Source organism: Cupriavidus sp. 8B (assembly GCF_054589115.1).
The window spans coordinates 1-24,034 of sequence record NZ_BAAILO010000273.1 but is presented as its reverse complement, the minus strand read 5'-3'; the positions used below and the strand labels follow the sequence as shown (position 1 = coordinate 24,034).

At 62.8% G+C, this 24,034-nt stretch carries 18 protein-coding genes; 10 read left to right on the top strand and 8 right to left on the bottom strand.

Annotated elements, in window-relative coordinates; genetic code table 11:
- Positions 1–188: 188 nt before the first annotated feature.
- Positions 189–350 (top strand): hypothetical protein, encoded by a 162-nt coding sequence (locus ACYP5B_RS27255; protein ID WP_459571779.1) that lies wholly within the window; start codon positions 189–191, stop codon positions 348–350.
- A 242-nt stretch (positions 351–592) separates the two neighbouring features.
- Here ACYP5B_RS27255 and ACYP5B_RS27250 read toward each other — a convergent pair whose 3' ends face one another.
- Positions 593–2,398 (bottom strand): methyl-accepting chemotaxis protein, encoded by a 1,806-nt coding sequence (locus ACYP5B_RS27250; RefSeq protein WP_459571778.1) that lies wholly within the window; start codon positions 2,396–2,398, stop codon positions 593–595.
- A 454-nt stretch (positions 2,399–2,852) separates the two neighbouring features.
- Between ACYP5B_RS27250 and ACYP5B_RS27245 the strand changes: the two genes are divergently transcribed.
- Positions 2,853–3,485 carry a response regulator transcription factor gene (locus ACYP5B_RS27245; protein WP_318233737.1) on the top strand — a complete coding sequence of 211 codons (633 nt, stop codon included), beginning with the start codon at positions 2,853–2,855 and terminating at the stop codon, positions 3,483–3,485.
- Positions 3,486–3,752: 267 nt separating this feature from the next.
- A complete protein-coding gene (locus ACYP5B_RS27240) occupies positions 3,753–3,977 on the top strand; it encodes a hypothetical protein (protein ID WP_459571777.1) in 225 nt (74 codons plus the stop codon).
- A gap of 492 nt (positions 3,978–4,469) precedes the next feature.
- Here the strand turns inward: ACYP5B_RS27240 and ACYP5B_RS27235 are convergent, their stop codons facing one another.
- Positions 4,470–6,278, bottom strand: coding sequence for a sensor histidine kinase (locus ACYP5B_RS27235; RefSeq protein WP_459571776.1), 1,809 nt, complete (start codon positions 6,276–6,278; stop codon positions 4,470–4,472).
- The gene (locus ACYP5B_RS27230; protein WP_459571775.1) at positions 6,275–7,384 is read right to left on the bottom strand and encodes an ABC transporter substrate-binding protein; all 1,110 of its coding nucleotides are present in this window, start codon (positions 7,382–7,384) and stop codon (positions 6,275–6,277) included. The genes ACYP5B_RS27235 and ACYP5B_RS27230 overlap by 4 nt, the downstream gene beginning before the upstream one ends.
- Before the next feature lie 364 nt (positions 7,385–7,748).
- Between ACYP5B_RS27230 and ACYP5B_RS27225 the strand changes: the two genes are divergently transcribed.
- Complete coding sequence (locus ACYP5B_RS27225) at positions 7,749–9,329, top strand: methyl-accepting chemotaxis protein (RefSeq protein ID WP_459571774.1); 1,581 nt, start codon at positions 7,749–7,751, stop codon at positions 9,327–9,329.
- A gap of 327 nt (positions 9,330–9,656) precedes the next feature.
- Here the strand turns inward: ACYP5B_RS27225 and ACYP5B_RS27220 are convergent, their stop codons facing one another.
- The 4 genes from ACYP5B_RS27220 to ACYP5B_RS27205 all read right to left on the bottom strand — a co-directional run bounded on the left by ACYP5B_RS27220 (position 9,657) and on the right by ACYP5B_RS27205 (position 16,828).
- Complete coding sequence (locus ACYP5B_RS27220; RefSeq protein WP_459571773.1) at positions 9,657–12,731, bottom strand: efflux RND transporter permease subunit; 3,075 nt, start codon at positions 12,729–12,731, stop codon at positions 9,657–9,659.
- 9 nt (positions 12,732–12,740) lie between these two features.
- Positions 12,741–13,880: an efflux RND transporter periplasmic adaptor subunit gene (locus ACYP5B_RS27215; RefSeq protein ID WP_459571772.1), complete on the bottom strand. Its 1,140-nt coding sequence runs from the start codon at positions 13,878–13,880 to the stop codon at positions 12,741–12,743.
- Positions 13,877–15,388, bottom strand: a complete 1,512-nt coding sequence (locus ACYP5B_RS27210) for an efflux transporter outer membrane subunit (protein WP_459571771.1) — start codon at positions 15,386–15,388, stop codon at positions 13,877–13,879. The genes ACYP5B_RS27215 and ACYP5B_RS27210 overlap by 4 nt, the downstream gene beginning before the upstream one ends.
- Before the next feature lie 975 nt (positions 15,389–16,363).
- Positions 16,364–16,828 (bottom strand): aminoacyl-tRNA deacylase, encoded by a 465-nt coding sequence (locus ACYP5B_RS27205; protein WP_459571770.1) that lies wholly within the window; start codon positions 16,826–16,828, stop codon positions 16,364–16,366.
- 272 nt (positions 16,829–17,100) lie between these two features.
- Here ACYP5B_RS27205 and katG point away from each other — a divergent pair, with 272 nt between their 5' ends.
- The 6 genes from katG (at position 17,101) to ACYP5B_RS27175 (ending at position 23,512) form a co-directional block, all read left to right on the top strand.
- A complete protein-coding gene (gene katG / locus ACYP5B_RS27200; protein ID WP_318233745.1) occupies positions 17,101–19,356 on the top strand; it encodes a catalase/peroxidase HPI in 2,256 nt (751 codons plus the stop codon).
- A gap of 137 nt (positions 19,357–19,493) precedes the next feature.
- Positions 19,494–19,877: a hypothetical protein gene (locus tag ACYP5B_RS27195; protein WP_400100796.1), complete on the top strand. Its 384-nt coding sequence runs from the start codon at positions 19,494–19,496 to the stop codon at positions 19,875–19,877.
- 52 nt (positions 19,878–19,929) lie between these two features.
- Positions 19,930–20,739, top strand: a complete 810-nt coding sequence (locus ACYP5B_RS27190) for a creatininase family protein (protein ID WP_459571769.1) — start codon at positions 19,930–19,932, stop codon at positions 20,737–20,739.
- A gap of 52 nt (positions 20,740–20,791) precedes the next feature.
- Positions 20,792–22,102, top strand: a complete 1,311-nt coding sequence (locus ACYP5B_RS27185; protein WP_318233748.1) for a YncE family protein — start codon at positions 20,792–20,794, stop codon at positions 22,100–22,102.
- Between the two features lie 195 nt (positions 22,103–22,297).
- Positions 22,298–22,585, top strand: a complete 288-nt coding sequence (locus ACYP5B_RS27180; RefSeq protein WP_006161436.1) for a GYD domain-containing protein — start codon at positions 22,298–22,300, stop codon at positions 22,583–22,585.
- Positions 22,586–23,074: 489 nt separating this feature from the next.
- A complete protein-coding gene (locus tag ACYP5B_RS27175) occupies positions 23,075–23,512 on the top strand; it encodes a universal stress protein (protein ID WP_267602543.1) in 438 nt (145 codons plus the stop codon).
- A gap of 257 nt (positions 23,513–23,769) precedes the next feature.
- Here the strand turns inward: ACYP5B_RS27175 and ACYP5B_RS27170 are convergent.
- A partial coding sequence (locus tag ACYP5B_RS27170) for an Hsp20/alpha crystallin family protein (protein WP_459571768.1) occupies positions 23,770–24,034 on the bottom strand: 265 nt, incomplete at its 5' end.

The window sequence follows — 24,034 nt, the reverse complement described above, 5'->3', positions numbered from 1 at the left end:
CTCCTCAGGCTGAAGTTGTTGGTACGAAGTTCTGCTTTGCATCTGAACACCTTACCCGAAGCAAGGTGTTGCACTTCAGATTTGAGGCCGCCCATCTTATCATTTCAATGAATTATTTATAGGATTACCCCTCTAATGAGGGGATGAGGTTTCATGTCAGTGGCGGCAGAACTTCTTCTCAGTCGCCCGTGCATGACAACTGGAAGAGCGCCATTGTCGATGCGCGCGAAACAGATACCGTATTTCTCAATCGCGGCGGCAAGGGCCCGGCACTCCGGGCCTTGCGCATGGCACGCACATTCCGGATCGAAGAGCAGGTGCCGGAAAGCAAAGGCTTGATGGCTCGTTAGCGCGATGCGATGGCCGGCAGGATCGGCTCGTGGGAATCCACCGGCGTGGTTGCGGGCAGGGCACCCAGGTCCTGCCAACCGCGCAACCAGAACTCCAGCCGCGCTGTTGTGCCCGTGCCGTTCGTCGTAAAGCGCTTAGCCGGCATTCGACCGCTTGGCAATGTACATGCCGATGTCCGCGTGGCGCGTCAGCACGTTCATGTCTGTGCCGTTGTCCGGGGAGCAGCAGTCAGAGAATCGTGTTATGCCTCGCGCAATTGAAATCGTGCCACTGTTCGCGCGAGCTCCTGCGCCTGATCACTCAGCATCGAAGAGGCTGCCGCAGACTCCTCAACCAGCGCAGCGTTCTGTTGCGTGGCTTGATCCATTTCCGACACGCTCTGGTCGAGCTGTCCAATGCCTGTGTTCTGCTCGCTCACCGCACCATGTATCTCAGTAATGATGCGCCGGACGTGCTCGATGTCCTTGACGATCTCGGTCATGGTCGAGCCTGCTGCCTGGACCCGCTCGGTGCCGCTGCTTACGCTGGCTACGGAGCTTTCGATGAGACCCTTGATTTCCTGGGCGGCAGTGGCACTGCGCTGGGCCAGGGTCCGCACCTCGCCAGCCACCACGGCAAAGCCGCGGCCTTGTTCCCCGGCGCGCGCCGCCTCGACTGCCGCGTTAAGCGCGAGGATATTGGTCTGGAAGGCGATGCTGTCGATCACGCCGATGATTTCCGTGATGCGCCCCGACGATCGGGCGATCTCGTCCATGATGCGCACGGCGCCAGAGACAACTTCGCCGCCGCGCGCTGCAGTGGCGCTGGCATCGGTTGCCAGCTGCGTTGCCTGCTCGGCCGCTTCCGCAGTCTGCTTCACACTCGATGCCAGTTGGGTCAAGGCCGCCGAGGTCTCCTGCAAATTGCTGGCTGAGGCCTCTGTGCGGTGCGATAGGTCGCGATTGCCTGCCTCGATCTCGCCAGTGGCCGAGGTCATGCCCTGCACGCTGGCACGCACGTCGATCAACACGGCGCCGATCTTCTCCACGAAGGCGTTGAACGACGCGGATATCTGTGCCACCTCATCATTGCCCACTACGTCCAGCCGGCGGGTCAAGTCGCCCCCGCCAGTCCCGATGGTGTCCATCGCGTCACGTACCCGGGAGAGCCTGCGAAAGGCCTTCGCGGTGAAGAAGGTGGCAATGCCGAGCGCAGCCAGGGTAAGCAGGACCAAGGCTATGCCCATGGCGCTGACGACGCCGCGCAGGCCTACGGTGGCCTCAGCCTTATCGAGCGCGATCACCAGATACCAGTCGGTGCCAGCGACAGCCTGGGCCTTTAGCAGCTTCGGCAGGCCCTGGATTTCCACTTCTAGCGGCGCGTTAGCCCGAACCAGCTTCTCGAGCATCGCAGGTGTCAGTGCGGCTGTCACTTCGCTGACCGGCTTGAGCATCTGATTCGCATCGGGGTGGGCGATTACCTGGCCGTCGCTGGCCACGACGAAGGCCAGGCTCGAAGCCGTCGGATGTATCGCCTTCACGACTTCTCGCACGCCTTCCAGTGGCACTGCGCCGCTGACGGCGCCGATTGTCGCACCGTCACGGATTAGTGGTGCCGCAAAGGAGACGTACGGCACGCGGGTCGAGACATCTCCATAAGGCTTGGTCACGGTCAGCTTGCCCGCGGCCAGCGCGCCCTTGTACCAGGGGCGCGTGGTGGGATCGTAGTCCTTCGGCGTGGTGGTGCTGCTGGAGTAGTAGGACTTGTCGGTCCACCCGATGGTGGTCACAGGAAAGCCGCTGGCGGTGCCCATGAACTTGACCAAGCCGGTGGGGTCGCCTTTCTCCACGACCTCCGCTGCAGTCTTGACGGCCAAAGCCTTGGCGGTGACCCATTGTTCGATCGCCAGCGTGTTACCACTGGCGACGGCGCTAAGGTCGCTCTCCATTGTGGCCGTCATATTGGCGCGGACGATGCCATAGGTGGCAGCACCCGAGAGTGCGAGGGCGCCGACAACAGTGGCTGACGTGATCAGGACGATGCGGGTGCGGAGCGAGGATGCGGTCATACCGATGAGAGTGAAGATGCCTGGTTGAGTCAGTCTGCGTACAGCTAGATCCCGGTGCACGAGGCCACGGCATCGGCCGGTCCTTGGCACCACAGTGCAAACTACGGCAGCCGAGCGGGTAACTTTAGGCCAGCGGCTGGAGCGGGGCCACGTGCCCGACGCTGGGCCCGCGGGGTAGGGAGGAACCTGTTCATCGCGCGAGTAGAGCAGTCGATGCAGGCGGCGGTAAGGATTTGCTGAATATCAGGTAGGGATACGCCGCGATGCATGATGATGACAGCCTGATGGGCTTGCCGGGCCAGCGGACGATGCTATGCTCGATTCGTGTCCATGGCACCGCCATAGCCACCTTCCGGTCAGGGCCGGATGGAGAGATTGTGGAGGGAGGGGATGTGAGTGGTCAGCCATATTTTCACATTCCACTGGAAAGACAAGGCGGCTAGAGACCAAAGATATGATCAATATCCTGATTGCCGACGACCATGCAATCATGCGCAGCGGCTTGAAGCAGATCGTGGCAACAACAAGCGACATCGTGATGGTTGCCGAGGCCGCCGATGGTTCGGCAATGCTGGAGGGGCTGCGCGGCACCGCCGTCGATCTGCTGCTGCTGGACATGAACATGCCCGGCATCAGCGGCATCGACCTGATCCGGCGGGTGCGCTCGGAATGGCCGGCCTTGCCGATCCTGGTCCTCAGCATGCATAACGAGGGCCAGGTTGTCTCACGTGCGTTGCGGGCGGGCGCGACTGGCTACGTCACCAAGGATAGTGACCCGGAGATTCTCCTGGCTGCGATCCGCAAGCTCGCGCGGGGCGGCAAGTTTATCGATCCCAGCCTGGTGGACGCTGTGGTGTTCAAGCCCAGTATCGACGATGCCCCCCCACACGAATTGCTGTCGGACCGCGAGTTCCAGGTGCTGCAGCGCCTGGCGGCTGGGCAGAGCGTGAACGAAATCGCCGAAGCGTTCTCCCTCAGCGCCAAGACCATCAGCACGCACAAGATGCGCCTGATGCAGAAACTGGGGCTCGACAACAACGCGGAACTGGTTCGCTACGCCATCAAGCAGGGGTTGGTCCAGGGATGAGCGGGTGGCTTCGGAGTCGTCGCGCCCCCTGCGGGCCAGGCATCGGTGCGGCCACGATCGCTGTTGTTGTCAGGATATCCCTACATAAAATTCGCCGCTTTCCTAGTCTCCTTTGCGGTCGGTACTGAGTGAAAAGGCGACGGCACAAGCCTACGATGAGCCCAGGAAGCTGATTTTTCGCCGGACGACGGCCACCCACCGGCCACTGCTGGCAGATAGGGTGATTCATAAGAGGGAGGGGGGAGAATGCGGAACTGCGAGAGATCCTTGCACCGGCAGGTCGAGAAATGGTTCGCGCCGACAGCGATCTACCCGGTGCGGGTCACCCGCTTCGGCCGTACTGTCGTCGATCGGACACCCTTTGTCTGTGTCGCGTCGTTGCGGGACAACGGCATGATGTCCCTGATCTTCTTTCGGCACGGTGACGGCGCATGGCATGTCTATCCGCCATCGGCCGCGGCGCCGGCCTCCATGTTGGCCGCCGTGGCTTAAGGGTGAGGCGGGCGGCAGGGCATGCTGTGCTAAAGCAGTGCACGCCTACGCTATCACGAGCGAGGGAAAAGAGAGTGAGGCCTGCCGTGCTACCCCGCGAGCTGGCAGGCCCCGATAATCCTCTGGATGGACGAATGGGCCGGGGCGGTCACCGGAGGCCCGCTCTTCGGCGCGCGGCTCCCCGCCATCAATCACGGCCGGCCCAATCGAGCAAGACTAGTCCTTGTTCTGTGGATTCAGCATTCTGAGTTCGTCGCCTGCTTTCCGCTATCGGGATATCCTGAAAAACCGGTCAGGAATTCTTTGTATTCAGGCTCGTGCATGATACCTGGTGCCGCCAATGCGTGATGTGGAGGAATCGGCTGCAGATACCTTGAACACGGACACGGTATCCATCCGAACGACCAATGAAGAAACCCGCCTGGATTTTGACCTGTTGATCGTGGTCCCTGCATGGGACCGGTTGATGACCCCTACGGCCTTCTTCAAGCCCTAATCCTCATCCTGAACAACAAGACGCACGACAGAACCACAGCCCGGCTCACTCTCGATATGCAATTGTGCGCCGATCAACCGTGCGCGTTCCGCCATACCCTGGAGCCCGTACGAGTGGCCGGCCCGTGCGGCGACGATGTCGAACCCTTGTCCGTTATCGCGGACGATCAACTCGATACCCGCTTCGGTGTTGGCTAATGTGACATCCACACGCGATGCGTTGGCATGACGGGTGATATTGGTCAGAGACTCCTGCGCGATACGAAACATCGCTGTCGCGCGCGGGTCCGCCAGGCTCGGCTCCGGCCCCTTGGCATGGAAGTGGCAGGGTATCTGGGCGTGGCGACTGAAATCCGCGGCGAGCCATTCCAACGCGGATACGAGGCCGAAGTTCAGCGCTGCCGGACGAAGGTGACTGGCCACGTTACGCACGATCTGGATGGTTTTCTCGACCAGGTCGCGCATCTCGTCGGCCTTGCGCATAGCAGCCGACCCCCCCGAGAGTTGCATCTTCAGTAACGAAAAGTCCATCTTCAGCGCAGTCAGCAGCTGACCAAGTTCGTCGTGAATCTCCATCGCGATGTGCTTCCTTTCTTCCTCTCGAATCGCTTCCAGATGCGCGGATAGCTGCTGTAACCGCTCGCGCGATGCCAGCAATTCGAGTTCGGTCCGTTTACGCTCGTTCACTTCCAGTTCAAGATGATCTCGCTGGCGCTGCAGGTCTTCCACGGCATGCTTGCGGACGGTCACATCGGTCAGCAGGCCTTCAAGACACCGCAGGCTACCGTCGCCGCCAGCTACGCCACGTGCATTCAACTGAACCCAGATTGGCGTGCCATCACGGCGGCTTAACTGCAGTTCGAGCCCAGGAACTTCGCCCATCAGGCGCAGGAAATCGAACAGGGTCGCAGTCTGCGTCGGCGAAAATGGCCGTTTGTCGGCGTCGCTTGCCGCCGTCGTGATCAGGTCGATCGCGGAGCCATATCCGAGCAGTTTTGCCATCGCCGGATTGGCCTCGTTCAGCCGTCCGCTCTGATCGAGCAGGAAAATACCCTCGAGCGCGTTCTCAAAGATGCTACGGTACTTTCTTTCACTGTCGCGCAAGCGCAGCGTCGATTCACGAAGGCGATCTGCCATGACATTGACGCGCATGGCGAGCCGCCCCAGTTCATCACCGGATTCCACGGCGCAGCGTGCATCAAGGTCACCGCCCGCGATCCTGTCGACCATTTCCTCGAGACGATTGATCGGGCTGCGCACCATCCGCTTTAGCAGGAGAAAGGTCGCGACGTAGAGCAGGGCGACGACGGCCGTCATCATGGCGAGAATGGCCCGACGGCGTACGCTGATCGCCTCTTCGACTACGGCTTTCGTGAGGACGACCGTGATCTCACCGATTCTCTCCGTCGGCGCGTTGCCAGGCGGATCGTATTCAATCGCCCTGACGCGCACCACGCTGTCGTCTGGGGTCGTATGGCGCGCGCCCATCACGGTGGACACCGTCCCGTAGCCCACTGCCGTTACCGTGAACCGGGCGACTTCGGGATTCGGCGCGAGCGCGGCGAGCTGGCTGTCGATCGCGTCACGATCGATGTTCCACAATGGCAGGGCGAGTGATCGGCTGAGCAGGTCGGCGATCCGCGTGGCGCGGTCCTCCAGTTCGACGAGCCGACGTTCCTGCTCGTGTCGGACCAGAACATACGCGGAGCTGCCGGCCACCATCGCGACAAGCATGACGATCGCGAGCATCAGCTTGGTGTGCAGACTGAGCGAGTGCAGGCTGAACCGTGGGGACAAATGCATCATGAGGCGTTCGCCCTGGTGTTCAGGAGATGTTCCAGACTGAAGTCGTATGGACCTGGATGCGGATGCACGAATTTTGAGTACAGACTGAAGTCGAGCGTCCCCCCGCGCCTGAAAACGACGTCGGCGTATCGAGCGGCGTTCTCACGGTGTACAACGCTCAGATAGTCGAGTTTCTGCCGGGCACCGCCAGACTTGGCAAAGTCCTTGCCCCAATGGTAGTCGTGGAGCAGGACCATCGCCCAGGCACCGATGAAATAGTCGCCGGCCACCATGGCCGCCAGGCCACCGTCGGCCACACTGGCCAGCGCCTCGCTTAACGCGCCCATTCCGCCCACCAGAACGCGCGCGTTGCGCGCCCTGACTGCATTCAACGCCCCGAGCGCCATTGAGTCGTTCGCGGCCCAGATCACATTGGCGTCCGGATACCGAGCAAGCAGGACGCGTGCCTTTTTCTCGCTGTCGGCATAGCTCCAGTCGCTGAAGACCAGTTGACAGATACGCGTATTGCGGGCGTGGGACAGGAACGCCTCGACCCCAGCGGCACGCTCCAGCGAGACAGGCGTCTTGGGGTCTCCTGTGATGCCGATCACCCGAGCCCCGGCTTGGCCCAGTCGTTGATACAGATATTGCATCAGCCGGTAGCCGCCGTGCTTTGCGTCCGCGGTCACCGTACCGATCCAATTCGGGATGGATTGCCGTTCATTGCCGACCTGGCGGCGCTGCACGGGCGTGAGGTCGTTGTGCATGAGCACCACCTTCGCGGGCGAGCTTGCCAGCGTCCTGAGCATCTCCTGTGCGGCCAGCTTTTCGTTGACGATGACCACGTAGTCTGGCGCGTCGGTACGTCGCGCAACTTCCTCGGCCTGGCGCTGCATGAGCAGATGGTCACGCTCCGCGTACAGAACCTCCAGTTGCATATCGAAGGTCTTCGCTGCCATGGCCATGAATCTGGAGACCAGTTGCCAGTGCTGCCCGGTGCCGCGTTCGGCGGCTTCTCCAGGGTTAAGGAACACGACGCGAGGCGACCGCTTTGATGCAAAAGCGGATTTCGTCATGCCCATCAGTCCGGCATACGCACAGGTGCGCAGCGCGTCTCTACGATTCATAAGACGATTTACTCAGTTGCTGCCGTCAAGCTCTGGGTGCTCGTCGTGCGGGGATCGCAACTTTGCGGCGGACACGCCAACACACATTTTACGGATTCTGTTGCAACAAGAAGAGGGCGGACGGATTTTAGATGAGACCGTTCGAGAAGACACTACGTAGGAACTGCGTGATGGCTGGCGGATTGGCCGGACGCTGCTGACCAGCAGGCGGAGTCTGTCATTCGGCACTTTGTGGCGACTGCGCGGCGCCGGCGCCCCTCGCTGGCCGGTGGCAGGGACGATGCCGGGCACATTCCACAATCAGTGCTTCAGTCGATAGCTGGCGTCGCCGTTAACCTCAGCACCCAAACTCGGATGCTTCGTCATGTTCCACAAGCTCTCTATCCGCATCCGGCTCAACGCAGCCTTGATGCTGCTGGCCGCGCTGCTGATCGTCATCGGCCTGATCGGCATCGTCGGCATGCAGGCCTCCAGTGCGGACATCAAGGAAATCTACTCCAACCAGATGGCATCCACCGTCTTCGTGGCCAGGTCGCAGCTGCATGCGGCTATTGTGCGGACTACGCTGGACCGTGCGGCGTTCCACCTTGATGCCGCCGATGTGTCCGGCATCGTAGACAAGGCGCTCGGCTATCGCGCCAAGTCCGAGGCAGCGTGGGAGGCCTACCAGGCACTGCCCAAGTCCGAGGAGGAGAAGCACCTGTCGGCGACGGTCGCCACCCACCGCGAGACGTTCTTCCGCCAAGGCATCGACCCGCTGGTTGCCGCACTCCGTGCGCGCGATCCCGCCGCCGTCGACAAGGCAGTGATGACCACTATCCCGCCGCTGTTCGTGGCGTTGTCAGGCGCAGTGGATGCGCTGGAGCGCAACCAGAGCGAACAAGCCCAGGCCATGTACGACAATGCCGCCGCGCGTTCGCAGCGCTTTGTGTGGCTGGCACTGGGTGCCATTGGCATCGGCATTGCCGCGGCACTCGGCTGCGCGATCGGCCTGCAGCGCGCCATCTCCGCGCCGCTGGCACGCATGCTGGGCAGCTTCGGCGAGATCTCGCGCGGAAACCTGACCGAGACCATCGCCGTAACCAGCCAGGACGAGATGGGCGCGCTAGCGCGCGGCGTGCAGGAAATGCAGCGTGGCCTGATCGACACCATCCGCACCATGCGCGGCGGCAGCGACGCGATTGCCAGTGCCACGCAACAGGTCGCCGCAGGTAACCTCGACCTGTCGCAGCGGACCGAGGAACAGGCCAGCGCCCTGGAGCAGACCGCATCGAGCATGGAGCAGATGACCGCCATCGTGAAGCAGAACGCCGACAACGCGCGGCAAGCCAATGCACTGGCCGCGCAGGCCTCCGATATCGCCGCACGCGGCGGGCAGGCCGTGCGGCGCGTGGTGGACACCATGGGTGATATCCGGCTCGCCTCCAGCAAGATTGGCGACATCACCGGCGTGATCGAAGGCATTGCCTTCCAGACCAACATCCTGGCGCTAAATGCCGCCGTGGAAGCGGCGCGCGCGGGCGAGCAGGGCCGCGGCTTCGCGGTGGTGGCGGGCGAGGTCCGAGCGCTGGCCCAGCGCTCGGCATCGGCCGCTAAAGAGATCGTGCAACTGATCAGCACCACGGTGAGTCAAGTGGAAAACGGCACCCACCAGGTGGACGAGGCCGGCTCTACCATGACCGAGGTGGTGCAAGCGGTGCGTCGCGTCACCGACATCATGGCGGAGATCAGCGCGGCCTCCAACGAGCAGAGCACGGGTATCGAGCAGATCGGCTTGGCCGTCAACCAGATGGACGAGGTGACCCAGCAGAATGCCGCCCTGGTGGAGGAGGCAGCCTCGGCAGCGCAGGCGCTGGCGGAGCAGGCCGACGTGCTGAAGGCCGCGGTGGCCTCGTTCCGGCTGCCTGCAGGCGGCGTGGCGCTGGCGGGGGCTGGCGGCTATTGAGCTCTCTGGATCAGAGGATCAGGGTAGCCGTCGCGCGCCCTGGTGGGTGCCTTGTCAGGTCCATCACGGCCGTGGACACCGTTGCAATGGGGAGGATTTGTCCACCAGGGCCAGGTAGACCCGGCCTGGTAGGCGCCCAGCGCGCCCCCTGCAGGACGAACACCACCTGCTGGTCGATGGGCCGTGCGAAGGAGCCGGAAGCGCCTGGCCGGTCCGCGGCGGACGGTGTCTTGGTATCCATGGCTTGCCGATTTGCGGTTATGGAATCGGCCACGATCATTTCCCCTCGCCCAGCGCGGCGTACCACGACTGCGGCCCCTAAATCCGTCATGCCGGTGGGGGTGCGGAGGCCTGGGGCACAGGCTGTTCCCTTGAACGCTGGTGATCCGTGGCCAGGAACATATACATCGCCGGCACCACGAACAGCGTGAACAGGGTGCCAATAGACAGGCCAGTGAAGATCACCAGTCCCATCGCGTATCTCCCTGCCGCGCCTGCGCCGGAAGCGAACACCAGCGGGACCACGCCGAGCACCATGGCGGCGGTGGTCATCAGGATGGGCCGCAGCCGCACGGCGGCGGCCTGCTCAAGCGCCTCGCGCTTGGCGCGGCCTGCACGTTGCAGTTCGTTGGCGAACTGCACGATGAGGATGCCGTGTTTGCTGATCAGCCCCATCAGCGTCACCAAGCCCACCTGGGTGTAGATATTTAGCGTCGAGAGCCCGAGGTTGATGAAGATCAGCGCGCCGAACAGCGCCATCGGCACCGAGACGAGAATCACCACCGGATCGCGGAAGCTTTCGAACTGCGCTGCCAGGACCAGGAATACGATGATGGTGGCGAACATCAGCGTGATCACGAAACCGCCGGATTCCTGCGCGTACTGGCGTGACGGGCCCGCGTAGTCGACCGAGTAGCCGCTTGGCGCGACCTGGCCGGTCATCTCGCGCAGGGCATTCAGCACGTCGCCTTCGGCCGCTCCCTGCACCGGCACGCCGGAGATGGTCGCGGAATTGAGCTGCTGGAAATGGTTGATCGATTCCGGCACCACGCTGGCTTCGAGACGGGCCACGGTGGCAGCCGGCACCACGCTGCCATTGGGCGTGCTCAGATAGTAGTTCAGGATCTGCGAGGGATTGAGCCGGTCCACCTGCAGCACCTGGGGAATCACCTTGTAGGAGCGGCCCGCGATGGAGAAGTAATTGACATAATTGCCGCCCAGCGCGGCGCCAAGCGTGGCGCCCACGTTCGACTGGTTCAGGCCGAGCGAGGCCACCTTGTCGCGGTCGACGATCAGCGTGCTCTGCGGCTTGTCGAGCTTGAGGTCGCTATCCACGAAGAAGAACATGCCGCTGGCGCGCGCCTTGTCCAGCACCGCCTGCGACACCTCGTTCAGGTTCTGGAAGGGCTCGGTGGTGTTGATGACGAATTGCACCGGCAGCCCTTGCGCGCCGGGCAGGGGCGGAAACTGGAAGGCCGCCACCTGCGCGCCGGCGATACCGTTCCATTTCTGTTGCAGTTCCTGCTGCAGTTGCAGCGCGCTCCTGCCGCGCTGGTCCCACGGCTTGAGCAGCACGCCGCCGATGCCTTGGTTGAGCGTGGGCGTACCGGTCAACTGGAACATCTGCGCGTACTCGGGGATGCCTTTCGACAGATCGAACAACTGATCGGCATAGGTCTGCATCTGCTGGATGGTCGCGTTTGGCGGCCCTTGCAGGTGCGCCAGCACGATGCCCTGGTCTTCCGGCGGCGCCAGTTCGGATTTCGAGGTCATGAACAGGTACACGGTGCCGGCCAGCAGCAGCGCTCCCATCACGACCAGCACCACCCAAGTTTCCAGCAGGCTGTGCAGCTGGCGCTGGTAGGCGTGGTGTACACGGTCGAACTGCCGGTCGATAAAGCGCACGAAGCGTCCCGATTCCTGATCCGCGCGGAAGAAGCGCGCGCACATCATCGGCGACAAGGTGAGTGCGACCACGCCCGATACGGCCACCGCGCCCGCCAGGGTGAAAGCGAATTCGGTAAACAGGGCGCCGGTCAGGCCGCGCTGGAAGCCGATCGGCACATAGACCGCCACCAGCACCACGGTCATTGCCAGGATCGGGCCGCCGAGCTCGCGCGCGGCCATCAGCGCGGCCTCCAGCGGCGGCTTGCCTTCTTCCTTCATATGCCGGTCGACGTTCTCCACCACGATGATGGCGTCGTCGACCACCAGCCCGATCGCCAGCACCAGCGCCAGCAACGTGAGCAGGTTGATCGAATAGCCTAGCGCCAGCATCACGAAGAAGGCGCCGATCAGCGACAGCGGCATGGCGATCACGGGAATGATCACCGCGCGCAGGCTGCCGAGAAAGAGGAAGATCACCACGGTGACGATCAGCAGCGCCTCGGCCAGTGTCTTGACGACCTCCCTGATCGAGGTGTTGACGAACTCCGTGGCGTCGTAGACGATCTTGCCCGTCAGCCCGGTCGGCAGCTGCGCCTGCATCGCCGGGAACACCTCGCGCACGCGCCTGGCCACGTCGAGCACATTGGCCTCCGGCGCGGTCTTGATGCCGATGAAGACCGAGCGCTTGCCGCTGAAGGCTACGCTGAAGTCGTAGTTGTCCGCCCCAAGCACCACGTTGGCCACATCCTGCAGCCGCACCAGTGCGCCATTGCGCGATTTGACCACCAGTTGTCTGAACTCGTCGAGGCTGTGCAGGTCGGTGTTGGACGTGATGGCAACGCTTACCATCTGACCCTTGGTGTTACCCAGCGCTGCCAGGTAGTTGTTGTTGCCGAGCGCGGTATAGACGTCGGCGGCCGTGACCCCGTACGCGGCCAGCCGCTGCGGGTCGAGCCAGGCGCGCAGGGCGAACTGGCGGCCGCCGAGGATTTCGGCGGTCTGCACGCCTTCCACGGAATCCAGCTTGGGCTTGACCACGCGCAGCAGGTAGTCGGTGACACTGTTGCCGGGCAGCACGTCGCTGTAAAAGCCCATGTACATGGTGTCGGTGGTCTGCCCGACCTGCACCGTGATGACGGGCTGCTGGGCCTGCGGCGGCAACTGGTTGCGCACCGAGCTGATCTGCGTGTTGATCTGGGTCAGGGCGCGGTTGGCGTCATAGTTCAGGCGCAGCGTGGCGGTGATGACCGACAGGCCGCTGGTGCTGGCCGACGACATATAGTCGATCCCCTGCGCCTGGGCGATCGCGGTTTCCAGCGGCTGGGTGATGAAGCCCGCCACGGTGTCCGCATTGGCGCCGAAATAGGCCGTGGTGATCGTCACCACGGCGTTTTCGGTGAGGGGGTACTGGCTGACGGGCAGGCTGCTCAGCGAGCGCAGGCCGAGCACCAGGATCAGCAAGCTGACCACCGTGGCCAGCACCGGCCGCCTGATAAAGATGTCAGTGAAGTTCATGGCAGCCGCTCACTGTTCCTGAGGCGACGGATTGGGCAGATCCGCTGGCTGGACTGTGTTGTCGACCACCAGCCGCGTGCCGTTCTTGAGCTTGAGCTGGCCGCTGGACACCACCTGGGTGCCTTCCTCCAGCCCCTTCTCGATCGACACCTGGTCGCCGCGCGTCGGGCCTGTGGTGACGAACACCTGCCGCGCCACCGGCAGCGGCTTGCCTGTCTCGCCGGGCCTGGCCGCTGGAGCCGGTTCGACGACGAAGACCGTCGCGCCGTACGGGTTGTAGGTGATGGCGGTCTGCGGCAGCGTCAGGCGGCGCTGGGGCGTGCCGACGTCGATCTTCACGCTCACGTACATGCCCGGCAGCAGCTTGTTTTCCTGGTTGTCGATGCGGGCTTCCACCTGCACGTTGCGCGTTGCCGTATCCACTTTCGGGTTGATCGATGTAATCCTGCCCTTGAACAGCCTGCCGCCGTAGGTATTGCTCTCGGCTGCCACAGGCAAGCCGGCCGCGAGCTGGCCGATGTCCTGCTGGGGCAGGGTGAAGTCGGCATAGATCGGATCGATGGCCTGCAGGGTCACGATGGCGTCGCCGGGGTTCACGTACTGGCCGGGGTTAAGGGTGGTGATGCCCAGCCGGCCGGCGAAAGGCGCGCGGATGGTCTTTTTTTCGACGATGGCGGCCTGCTGCGACACCTGGGCCCGCTTGCTCTTGAGGTCGGCTGCGTCGGCGTCGAGCGTGGCCTTGGCGATCACCTTGATGTCGTATTGCGCCTTGTCGCGCGTGTAGACGGTCTGTGCCAGTTCGGCTGCGGCCTGCAAGGCCTGGAGTTGCGCGATGTCGGCGTCTGCGTTGAGCTGCACCAGGACCTGGCGGGCCCGCGCCTCGCCGCCGGACGTGAAGCGGACCTCGCGCACCAGGCCGGCAATTTCAGTGGTGACGTCCACCCCGCGCACGGCGCGCAGGCTCCCCACCGCGGCCAGTTGCGGCTGCCACACCTGGTAGGCGGCGCGCACGGCGCTGACGGTGGCCGGCGGCGCGGCATTGCCCGCCATGAATTTCTTGAACATCATTCCCTTGAACAGATTGAAGCCGAACAACGCGGCCAGCAGCAGGCCCACGCAGACCAGCATGATGACCATGCGCTTCTTCATTGCCTGTTCTCCACGGGTACCACGGTCTCTGCCCGGGGCGTGGCCACTGGCGGCTTGACCTCCGGCGGTTGCGGCGCGTTCCACCAGCCCCCGCCGGTCGCCTGGTACAGCGCAGCGGTATCGGCGAAGCGTGCCGCCTGCGCCTGCACCAGGCTGAGCACGGTCTGCTGGTACTGGCGCTGGGCGTCGAGTAGCGAGAGATAGCTCACCGCGCCCAGGCGGTATTGCTGCTGGCTCAGCAACAGGGAATCGCGCGCGGCGGTGGCGGCCTCGGCTTGCGCCGCCAGCGCGCGTGCATCGTTATCCAGTGCGCGCAGCGTATCGGCCACATTCTGGAAGGCTTGCAGCACGGTCTGCTGGTACTGCGCGCCCGCCTGATCGTAGGCGGCCACGGCCGCGCGCCGCTGCGCATTCAACTGGCCGCCATGAAAAACCGGCTGCAGCAGGCCGGCACCGAGGCTCCACACCGTATTGGCCGCATTGAAGGCGCCACCGGGCGTCAGTGCTTGCGTGCCATAGCTGCCGGTCAGGGTGAGCTTCGGGAACATCGCGGCGGTCGCCACGCCAACCCGGGCGCTAGCCTGGTGCAGCAGGGCTTCGGCCGCCAGGATGTCGGGGCGTTGCCGCACCAGCGCGGAGGGCAGGCTGACCGGCAGCGTTTGCGGCAAGGAGAAATCGGCCAGCCGGAATGGCGGCAGGGTAGCATCGCTGGGGGGCTTGCCCGCCAGGACCGCGATCAGGTGGCGGGTCTGCTCGAGCGCCTGCTGCAGCGGTGGCAGGGTCGCGCGCGTCTGCGCCAGCGTGGTGCGCTGCGCCAGCACCGCGGCCTGGTTCACGCCGCCCAGCTCGAACTGGCGCGTGAGCAGATCCAACTGCTGTTCCTGGTCCGCCACGATCTGCCCCGTAGCCTCGATCTGCGCGCGCAGCGACGCCTCCCTGACGCTTGCCGTCACGAGATTGGCTGTCAGCGTCAGATAAGCCGCCTGCCACTGATACTGCTGGTACCCGATAAGCGCCCGCAATGCCTCCAGTTCGCGCCGCGCGCGGCCAAATACATCGAGCGTGTAAGCGACATTGACCGAGGCATTGTAGAGACTGAACTCCGGGCTCAGCCCCGGCTGGCCGATGGCCAGCCCCGAGACCTTCTCGCGCGACGCCCCCAGTTGCGCATCCACGGCGGGAAGCAGGGCCCCGCCCACTTCGGCGTTGTAGTTTTCGCGGGCCTGCCGCAGGGCTGCCTGGGCGGCGGCCAGGTTGGGGCTGTTGGCCAGCGCCTCGCGAATCAATGTATCGAGTGGCGCACAGTGGAACAGCGACCACCATTCGCCGGGGATATCCTGCACCGTGACGAAACGCTGCGCTGCCCCGGCGCTCCCAAGTATGCCGGGCGTGGATGCCGTCTGCCCGGGCAGTGGCTCCGCGGTGAAGTGGTCGCCGCCTGGCGGCTCGGGCGAATGGTAATCCGGGCCCACGGCGCATGCAGCCAATAGAGTGACGACGCACGCCATCACTACTCGTGGGGCGCGCTGCCTGGTTTGCCCACGGAGGGCATACACCAGTCCCTTAACCATGCGCATACTCCCTGGCACAGCCAGGGTGACGTCTGACTGTGAAAGCCTGCGTGCCGTCAAGACTATCCCAAATCCATTGTTGCTGTTTAGCCCGCTGCATGCGGCACCCGGCTTCAAGGGGTCATGCCAAGGTACGACTTTATGCTCTGCAAAGCACAACTACGAATCCAGGCCACTCGTCGGCCAGGCCTGGCAGATGCTGGCGCGGCGGGGCGTGAAACACGGCATGCCGGACACGGCCCCTCCTTCGTCCATTCGGCGAGTGAGGCCTCAGCCATCACGATCTCCCCATCCAACCAGGCGGAGCCAAGGCCAAGAGTGCGTATCTCCGCCGCAATTGATTTGAAGCGTGAGGAGGTCCAGTGACGGCCATTTACTGTGAAGAGACGGACGTCGTCGCCGTCGACCCATGCCAACGATAGCCGTCGAACTTTTATAGGTATCTCGGAAGCTGCTGCGATAAGCGGAATGGTTGACCGTCAGAGCTGGAGCTGTGGATGAACTACCGTTTCCGACCCATGTCCGCCATTGGGCAATGGAGAGGTGATCGGCTGCATCGGCAAAGTTTCCGCCACTCGCTTCACATTGTTTCAACTGCCGAGAGTCGATCGGTGTTTTCAATCAGTCGATCGGTAGATTTGTTCCGCGTTGTCGAAGTTAATGTCATTGATTCGACCGAATCAATGCGCAGGGAGAGCCAGCGTGCTAGCAAGTGGCGTCGATTTTCAGGGACGGCCGTCGGCACTGACTTTGTGCGCCGCAGCAGGTGCGCTTCGAAGGCGCGAACCCGGCGAGCAGTGAACGATGTTCTTCACCGCCCCGTTCGGCAACCCGATCGGGTCGAGGTGAGGGGCTTCAAGAGCGGGGAAGAGCGATATATGCGCACTAGCCGCGCCAACCTTGCGCGGCGCCCTACATCATCCGGTGCGCGAAATGCCCGCGCCGAGCTTCGGCCATGAGGGCGGTGAACTGCTCGGTGCTCATGTGCACCAGCTCCTCATGGTCGCCCGCTTCGAAGTAGACGTCGGGATGCGTCAGAAGGCTGTCGTCGAGCCAGGTCAGCGTGCCGTACGCCATACCGACCGGCGGGAGCGCGCCGAGGTCGCAGTCCCTGAACACTTCGCGCGCGCCATCCCAATGCGCCAGAGACAGCTTGCGGCCGGTCTGTTCGCAGATATCTGACAGTTTCAGTTGGTGGGTGGAAGGGATCACGGCTGCGAGGTAGCCTCGGTTGTCCTCCAGCAGGACAGTCCGGGCGAGCCGGTCTCCGGGGATATACGTAGTCTGCGCAGTTGCCAGGCCGCTTGGGCGACGAACGGTTTCAAACCGGCTCTGCTTCTTGCTCAGGCATCTTGCCAGCGTGGTAGCCATGGTCATGATTGCAACCTCCGAGCGCTGATCGCTACAGCAATCTTCAGTATAGGAACTATAGGTCAAGCGCTGGGCGGCAATCGGTGCGGCTAACCCCAGCTCGGTTGCGGGTGGCCAATAGCGGTCCGCTATTGAAGCGATTGCAAACATTACATATTGTTGACGAACGCTTTCAACTATATTTTGTGTGCGGCAGGCCTGCCGACGCAGGTCCCGCGTGGAAGCGTTGACGCAGAAATACTAGAACTAACGTTTGGTACGCCCCCGAAGGAGAGAGCATGTCTAACGAAAAGTGCCCCTTCAACCATGCCGCCGGTGGCGGCACCACCAACCTGGACTGGTGGCCGAAGCAGTTGCGGCTAGAGTTGCTCAGCCAGCACTCCGACAAGTCTAATCCATTGGACAAAAGCTTTAACTATGCCGAGGCTTTCAAGAGCCTCGACCTCGCCGCGGTCAAGAAGGACCTCGCGGCGCTGATGACTGACTCGCAGGACTGGTGGCCGGCGGACTTCGGCCACTACGGTGGTTTGTTTATCCGCATGGCCTGGCACAGCGCCGGCACGTACCGCATCGGTGACGGCCGTGGCGGTGGCGGGCGGGGCCAGCAGCGTTTCGCACCGCTCAACAGCTGGCCGGACAATGTCAGCCTGGACAAGGCTCGCCGGCTGCTCTGGCCCATCAAGCAGAAATATGGCCAGAAGCTTTCCTGGGGCGACCTGATGATCCTCGCAGGTAACGTTGCCCTCGAAACCATGGGCTTCAAGACATTCGGCTTTGGTGGCGGCCGTGAAGACACCTGGGAACCGGACCAGGACGTCTATTGGGGGAATGAAAAGACCTGGCTGGGCGGCGACGTCCGTTATGGCAAGGGCGCCGCCGGCAAGGACGACAACGAAGGCGTGATCGTGGCCGACGAGGAATTGCACGGCGGTGAAGTCAGCCGTACCGACCCCGGTCGCAACCTCGAGAATCCCCTGGGTGCCGTGCAGATGGGCCTGATCTACGTGAATCCGGAAGGCCCCGAAGGTAATCCGGACCCGCTCGCCGCGGCGTACGACATCCGGGATACTTTCGGCCGCATGGCCATGGACGATGAGGAGACCGTCGCGCTGATTGCCGGCGGCCACACCTTCGGCAAGACGCACGGTGCCGGTCCCGCTGATCACGTAGGCGCCGAACCCGAAGCTGCCGACCTTGAAAACCAGGGTCTGGGATGGAAGAGCAGCTTCGGCACAGGGAAGGGCGCGGACACGATCACCAGCGGTCTGGAAGTCACCTGGACGACCGCGCCGACGAAGTGGGACGGTGGCTACTTCGAAAACCTGTTCGGCTATGAATACGAGCTGACCAAGAGCCCTGCAGGTGCTAACCAGTGGGTGGCCAAGAATGCCGGCGAAACGGTTCCGCACGCTTACGATCCGTCGAAGAAGCTCAAGCCGACGATGCTGACCACGGACCTGTCGCTGCGCTTCGACCCCATCTACGAGAAAATCTCGCGGCGCTTTATGGCGAACCCTCAGGAGTTTGCTGATGCATTCGCCCGTGCCTGGTTCAAGCTGACCCACCGAGACATGGGACCGCGCGCCCGCTACCTCGGCCCGGAAGTCCCGGCCGAAGAACTGCTCTGGCAAGATCCCATCCCGGCGCTAGACCATCCGCTGGTCAATGACCAGGACGTGGCGGCGCTCAAGCAGAAGCTCCTGGCATCGGGGCTGTCGGTCTCGGAGCTGGTGAAGACTGCCTGGGCATCGGCATCGACGTTCCGCGGTTCGGACAAGCGCGGCGGCGCCAACGGCGCGCGCATTCGCCTGGCTCCGCAGAAGGACTGGGCGGCCAATGAGCCGGATCAGCTGGGCAAGGTGCTGAAGACCCTTGAAGGTATCCAGAGCGAGTTCAACGGCGCCCAGTCGGGTGGCAAGAAGATCTCGATGGCCGATCTGATCGTGCTGGCGGGCAGCGCCGGTATCGAGAAGGCAGCGGAGAAGTCCGGGCAGAAGCTGACCGTACCATTCTCGCCGGGCCGCATGGATGCTTCGCAGGAAAAGACCGACGTGCAATCGGTTGGCGCCCTCGAACCGGCGGCCGATGCCTTCCGCAACTACCGCAACCCGAATGCTCGCGTTCCGGCGGAAGCAATGATGGTTGACAAGGCGCAGTTGCTGACTCTGACCGCGCCCGAAATGACGGTGCTGATCGGCGGCCTGCGCGTGCTGAACGTCCATACAGGGAAGGATGCGCACGGCGTCTTCACCGACCGCCCGGAAACGCTGACCAACGACTTCTTCCGCAACCTGCTCGACATGGACGTGGAATGGAAGGCGCTCACGCGGGATGTGTTCGAGGGACGTGACCGTAAGACGGGGCAGGTCAAGTGGACCGGATCGCGCGTTGATCTGGTGTTCGGTTCAGATGCTCAGCTGCGGGCCCTGTGCGAAGTCTACGCAAGCGAGGACGGGGCGGATAAGTTCGTCAAGGACTTCGTCGCTGCCTGGGTCAAGGTGATGAACCTCGACCGCTTCGAGCTGCGTCAATAAGAGTTAAGTAAGGGGCAAAAAAGGGCGCCGCACCACGTTCGGCGCCCGTCCCGGCTTGAAAAGACGTGATCGCGTGCTCCGGTTCGACACGCTAGTCGCACGGCTGGCGTCGCAATCTGGCTATAAGCATCCTGCTGATGCCGGACGAAGTGCAAGTGCTGGCCGAGTTGGCCGAGCTTGCCGACGGTCGATCAGCCATCGCTACGAATCGAGCGGTTCTGCAGAAGCGCAAGCGAGACGTCCTCGCGGTTTTCACGGGCTCCCCGCAAGAGGCCTCGGCAGCGATGACGGTCGCTTCCGGCGGACCGATGTACCAATTTGCCCACTTGCTCGACTTTCCCGTACTGGGTATCGAGTATCCTAAAGCCCTGGCCAAGCACTATGCATCAGTGCACACCGATCCGACCCTCGATGTCGACGCTTGCGGACGCGCAGGAAAACACGTGACCTCGCTGATCCTGCTTAACTCGATGCGAGTATGCCGGTCACCAGGCCGGATGAACCACCGCCTGGTTCGGTGATGGCCGATGCGAACGCCGTAGGGTCCCTTCATCCATGACAAAACATGAGCCAATGATGCGTACCATGGTTGCGTTGCTCGCTCTCTGGTTGGCCGTTCTCAGTCCCGCCGCGTGGCCCGCCGCCAATAGTGTTTATCTTGAAGAGTTGACCTCGACCGAGGTCCGCGATGCCATCCGCGCCGGCACGACGACGATCATCATCCCGGTCGGCGGCACCGAACAAAGCGGTCCGCACATGGCGCTAGGCAAGCACAATGTGCGGGTCAAGGTGCTGGCGGGCAGGATCGCCAGTTCGTTGGGCCATACACTGGTCGCGCCGGTGGTAGCTTATGTCCCCGAAGGCAGCATTACCCCGCCCGTCGGGCACATGCGCTTTGCTGGCACAATTTCGGTGCCGGACGACGCCTTTAAGAGCGTACTGGATGCCGCGGCGCGCAGCTTCAGGCAGAATGGCTTTGTCGACGTGGTGCTGATCGGTGATCACGGCGGCTACCAGGCCCAGCTCAAGGCGGTGGCGACGCGCCTGAATCACGATTGGGCGGCGACGCATGCCCGTGCCCACTTCATCGGGGACTACTACCGGGTCACGCAGACAGACTACGTGCAGGCCCTCAAAGCCAAGGGGTTGAGCGATGAACAGATCGGCGTGCATGCGGGCACGGCCGATACCTCGCTAATGATGGCCATCGACGCTACATTGGTTCGGGCAGATCAAATGGCACGCGATCCGCGCGAAGGCGCGGCCAATGGTGTCGCTGGCGATCCGCGCGCTGCCAGTGCGGCGCTGGGTCAGTTGGGTGTCGATTTGATTGTGGCGAGAACCGTAGCCTCCATTCGCGCTGCACTGGGTGCTTCGCGCTGAGCGCGCTACTTTCACTCCATGATGTGTAGACCGAGATATTGAGAGGTCAAGCATGCGCAAGATTCCCGTTGTCGTCGTTTCTGTTGCGGTCGCCGTGTCGGCGACCGCTTGGTGGATCGCAAACCGCGCCACAGCAACGCCGGCAAGCGCATCGTCGCCACCTGGAGCTTCCGTGCAGAACGACCGAGTGGCGACGGTACCCGGCATGCCGGCCGTGCCTGACCGGAACAATCTTTACAGTGAGGTGGGCGCCAACCGCATGAGTCCGGCGGTCGCCGGTGCCCTGGAGCGCGTGTACGTACCAAACCACACGTCCAATACCGTGTCTGTGATCGATCAGGCTACGCTGAAGGTCATCGATACCTTCAAGGTGGGTATCAACCCGCAGCATGTGGTGCCCTCGTGGGACTTGCACACGCTGTGGGTAGCCAACAACGCCGAAGGTCGCCACGATGGCAGTCTGACGCCGATCGATCCCAACACCGGCAAACCGGGTCAATCGATTCGCGTGGACGACCCCTACAACATGTATTGGTCTCCGGATGGTCAATCGGCCATCGTGGTTGCCGAAGCGTACAAGCGCCTGGACTTTCGTGACCCAAGCAGCATGAAACTGCAATACTCGATTGCTACACCGCAATGCGACGGCATCAATCACGCCGATTTCTCCATCGACGGGAAGTTCGCGCTGTTTACCTGTGAGTTCGACGGGGCGGTCACTCAGATCGACCTGGTGAATCGCCGCGTGGTGGCTACCCTCAAGCTGAGCAGGTACTTCGACCGGCCGGATGTCCTCGCGCTGATCGCATCGCCCGGCAAGAAGCCCGCCAAAATCCCCGACCCGAGCCAGACTGGTGGCGAGATTTGCACCACCAAGGGCATGCCGCAAGACGTGCGGGTATCGCCGGACGGCAAGATATTCTTCGTGGCGGACATGATGGCCGACGGTGTCCATGTGGTCGACGGTGAATCGTTCAAGCAGATCGGCTTCATCGCCACCGGCATCGGCGCGCATGGCCTGTATCCCAGCCGCGATGGCAGAAGCCTGTATGTGACCAACCGTGGTACCAACAAGATCCACGGCCCGCCCGGCGGCAAAGGCAGCGTATCGGTCATTGATTTTGCGACTCGTACCGTCACCAAGACCTGGCCCATTCCGGGCGGTGGCAGCCCTGACATGGGCAACGTCAGTGCCGACGGCCAGCACTTGTGGTTGTCCGGCCGCTTCGACGATGTGGTGTACCGCTTTGACACCGCAACGGGCAGTGTCGACAAGATCAAGGTGGGTCGTGAACCGCACGGGCTGACGGTGTGGCCACAACCTGGCCGATACTCGTTGGGGCATACAGGGAACTTGCGCTAACCGGTGAGCGCGTTGCCGGCGGGAGCGTCTGCCGTCGGGCCGATACGCAAGCATCTTCGTGTCCTGCGAAGGGGAACCGCCCACGCAAACCTATAATTAGTAGTCACACGCATACGCCTCTCGGCGCAAAGGCATTGTCCCCATGCGTCAGCCCGTGCCCAACGGAGCGTCAACCGTTTTGTATGGAGGTGTTCCATGACCACCTATGTCATCCTCAGCACTTTATCTCCTGATGCGTTCAAGGAGCCCAAGGACCTGAAACAGATCGCCGCCACGGTTGCGGAAAAGATCAAGGCCGAATGCCCTGCGGTGACCTGGAAAGACAGCTTTCTCACCCTCGGTCGGTTCGATGTGGTGGACATCGTTGAATCGAATGACCTGGCGCAACTCGAAAGGGCGGCATTAATCATTCGCGCCTACGGACATGCAACCACCGAGACTCTACAAGGGACCCCGTGGAAACAGTTCATCGCAACGCTATAGCGGCCGCGGGTCGTATCTGTGCTCGCGGGAAGCGGGTTTCCTGACCGGGGCCGATCTCGCGATCACCGGCGGGCAGCGCCTGCAGTGACATCGTCCGGTCCGCGGGAATGCGCCGCCCCCCGGCTTGCTGTCGGTCGGTCGTTGGGAAGGAGCGAGGTGGCCTACCTATGCAAATTGCCACGGTCTGCCGACATCGCCTATAGTTGGCTTGGTAGTGTTGCATTCGATTTAACGTGTCTGGAAGACTTCCCGGATGCGCGTGGACGGATGAACTCCTGGCAGCACCACTTTGTGCTCGACGCGTGTTGGCGTCTAAAGCCTTGCGTGTCCGATGGCCGCCTGGTATCGGCGATGCCACCCCGTTCGTCCGGTCGGCTAGCAACAATATGCCACGATAGGAGAACTCGTCACTTTCGTTGGACGACTGTTTGACAAGTGATTTGCGGGCAGGACGCCGACGCAGACGGTCATTGCCGGGAGGAGACAGATATGTTCAAGCATCTCTTGGTGCCGACCGATGGGTCCCCGCTCTCCGAAGCCGCGATTCGGATGGCGGTGACGCTCGCTAAGGGATTTCAGGCCAGAATCACGGGATTTCACGCCATCCCGGAGTACCGCATCTTCACCCATCGGGTCGAGATGATGGAGGATACCCAGGAGCGGTTTGCGCAGATAGCCGAACAGCATGCGGAGCATTACCTGGGGATGATCGCGCAAGCCGCGAGGGAAGCGGGGGTGCCATGCGACACGATCCACGTGACAAGCGATCACCCCTATGAGGCGATCATCCGGGCCGTGGAGGAGCACAACTGCGACCTCATTGTCATGGCCTCGCACGGTCGAGCTGGCGTGCAGGGTCTGCTGATCGGCAGCGAAACCCAGAAAGTCCTGACCCATAGTACGATCCCGGTCCTCGTGTACCGCTAACCGGTGCAGCCGGACCACAAAAAGCCATGCCGCGTGCGCTGTCCTCTGATTTCGTGCGCCGCCTGGGATTCAACGCTTGTCCGCGATCGTGCCTGACTCCTGTAATTTGCCCCTGGATCAGTCTGCGTCGGATGGTGCCAGCCTTCGACCAGGTTGCTCACAAAGAACCGAAACCCTCTTTCAAGGATTCCGGTTTCATGTCAGCCCGCCTACGTGTGCGCAGCCATGGGCGATGCCCAAGGCCCGCTCGGCTTACATCACGCGACCTTGACCTCAATGCGGCTCGGTTGCGCGTATTCGGCTTTGGGGATGCGCAGCTTGAGCACGCCGTGGTTGAACTCGGCCACCACCTTCTCGGCATCTAGTTCCTTGGAGAGCGTGAACACACGCCGGTAACGCGGCAGGGAAACCTCCACGTAACTGGCCTCCATGCCCTCCGGCTGATCCAGGACGACTTCGCCCTTGATGGTCAGGATATCGCCTTCCACCTGCACGACCAGCTTGTCCTTGGGCACACCCGGC

What these genes read in the sequence shown, in the direction of transcription:
- katG (WP_318233745.1), top strand. Translation starts at nt 17,101, where the DNA reads ATGTCTAACGAAAAGTGCCCCTTCAACCATGCCGCCGGTGGCGGCACC.
- ACYP5B_RS27190 (WP_459571769.1), top strand. Translation starts at nt 19,930, where the DNA reads ATGATGCGTACCATGGTTGCGTTGCTCGCTCTCTGGTTGGCCGTTCTC.
- ACYP5B_RS27175 (WP_267602543.1), top strand. Translation starts at nt 23,075, where the DNA reads ATGTTCAAGCATCTCTTGGTGCCGACCGATGGGTCCCCGCTCTCCGAA.
- ACYP5B_RS27235 (WP_459571776.1), bottom strand. Translation starts at nt 6,278, where the DNA reads ATGATGCATTTGTCCCCACGGTTCAGCCTGCACTCGCTCAGTCTGCAC.
- ACYP5B_RS27245 (WP_318233737.1), top strand. Translation starts at nt 2,853, where the DNA reads ATGATCAATATCCTGATTGCCGACGACCATGCAATCATGCGCAGCGGC.
- ACYP5B_RS27180 (WP_006161436.1), top strand. Translation starts at nt 22,298, where the DNA reads ATGACCACCTATGTCATCCTCAGCACTTTATCTCCTGATGCGTTCAAG.
- ACYP5B_RS27210 (WP_459571771.1), bottom strand. Translation starts at nt 15,388, where the DNA reads ATGGCGTGCGTCGTCACTCTATTGGCTGCATGCGCCGTGGGCCCGGAT.
- ACYP5B_RS27205 (WP_459571770.1), bottom strand. Translation starts at nt 16,828, where the DNA reads ATGACCATGGCTACCACGCTGGCAAGATGCCTGAGCAAGAAGCAGAGC.
- ACYP5B_RS27250 (WP_459571778.1), bottom strand. Translation starts at nt 2,398, where the DNA reads ATGACCGCATCCTCGCTCCGCACCCGCATCGTCCTGATCACGTCAGCC.
- ACYP5B_RS27185 (WP_318233748.1), top strand. Translation starts at nt 20,792, where the DNA reads ATGCGCAAGATTCCCGTTGTCGTCGTTTCTGTTGCGGTCGCCGTGTCG.
- ACYP5B_RS27215 (WP_459571772.1), bottom strand. Translation starts at nt 13,880, where the DNA reads ATGAAGAAGCGCATGGTCATCATGCTGGTCTGCGTGGGCCTGCTGCTG.
- ACYP5B_RS27195 (WP_400100796.1), top strand. Translation starts at nt 19,494, where the DNA reads ATGCCGGACGAAGTGCAAGTGCTGGCCGAGTTGGCCGAGCTTGCCGAC.
- ACYP5B_RS27230 (WP_459571775.1), bottom strand. Translation starts at nt 7,384, where the DNA reads ATGAATCGTAGAGACGCGCTGCGCACCTGTGCGTATGCCGGACTGATG.
- ACYP5B_RS27220 (WP_459571773.1), bottom strand. Translation starts at nt 12,731, where the DNA reads ATGAACTTCACTGACATCTTTATCAGGCGGCCGGTGCTGGCCACGGTG.
- ACYP5B_RS27225 (WP_459571774.1), top strand. Translation starts at nt 7,749, where the DNA reads ATGTTCCACAAGCTCTCTATCCGCATCCGGCTCAACGCAGCCTTGATG.